Below are 1,081 nucleotides of genomic sequence, written 5' to 3'. Positions count from 1 at the left end.
GATCGGCTCTGAACCTGGCGCACAACAGATTCCGTCGCCGGTCCGAAGTCGCCGTCCACAGTCAGCTTCGAGTAGCTGGCGAACATGCGATTGAGCAGCGCCTGCAGGTAGGTGACGTCTCCTCCGGTCGACCCGCGCTGAAGCGTCGGGCGGGAGGTGGGCTTCGGAATCACCGGCGGGGTGACCGTCCCGGCAAGCAACCCGAGGTATCCGTCTTCGAGACGGCGCGCGAACTCGATGAGATTTGCCGATGCACCGTCGCCGTATGCGGTGCCGCGGTTGAGTTGGTAATGCATCTCGTCGGCGCGTGCCCAGTCCGCACCCCAGAAGATGTTGTCCTCGAACAGACGCAAACCCTCGCGGACCTTCTGTTTGCGGGGGGTGGGCATCGTGCGCAGTGTCCAGGGGTACTGGATCGCATTGAAGTCCAGTCCGGTGCCGGACAGGTGGTTGGAGTTGCCGACGTCGTTTCGTTCGGACCATCCCCAGTCGTCGCCGACGCCGGCCTTGTACAGGTCGAGTCGTTCGACGTTGCGGTGGTACCAGATCGCCCAGGCGCGCAGGACGACCTCGGATGGTCCGGAGCGGACGATCATCGCGGCGAGGAACTGATTGTCTGCGCCGGGTATCAGGATGCGTTCGCAGGCGGCGCGGGTACACATGCGCCACCCGTTCTCGGAATAGAGGTTGCCGTAGGCGGTTCGGAATAGTGACATGACTTTTCCCCTTTGGTTTTTCGATTGGGGGTCAGCTGGCGAGGGCCATCTTGTTCAGCGCCGACCCGAAGGTGCGGATCTTCCCGAGAGCGAGCGCTCCGGGATCCAAATCTCTTGTTCCGTCACCGATTTGCATCACGACATCTCCACGTACACCGGGGGTGTCCTCGTAGTCGATGCCGTAGACGTAATCGGTGTGGATCTTCCCGCGCTTCTCGTAGCCGCACGGGTCACCGAGACCGAGATGCAGACCGAGATAGAACGGTTTGCCATTGGTCACCTTGATCTCGTGCGAGAGGTAACCGCGGTTCTCCCAGAGCGCGATCTTGATCGCGGCGAGCGCGTTCAGCGACAGACCACTGGAG

Annotated in this window: 2 protein-coding genes; both read right to left on the bottom strand. The window is 62.2% G+C overall.

The features are described 5' to 3' along the window. Positions 1-716: M15 family metallopeptidase (locus ACFVQ3_RS18840; RefSeq protein ID WP_387642421.1), on the bottom strand; the 716-nt coding region annotated here is incomplete at its 3' end. Positions 717-747: 31 nt separating this feature from the next. Beyond that, positions 748-1,081 (bottom strand): hypothetical protein (locus tag ACFVQ3_RS18835; RefSeq protein WP_387642418.1); only part of this gene is annotated, 334 nt, incomplete at its 5' end.

The sequence above is a fragment of the Oerskovia sp. NPDC057915 genome (assembly GCF_042887685.1).
In the GTDB taxonomy this organism is placed as follows: Bacteria; Actinomycetota; Actinomycetes; order Actinomycetales; family Cellulomonadaceae; genus Oerskovia.
Note: the sequence above shows the minus strand (reverse complement) of the source record. Positions and strands in the feature narration are given on the sequence as shown.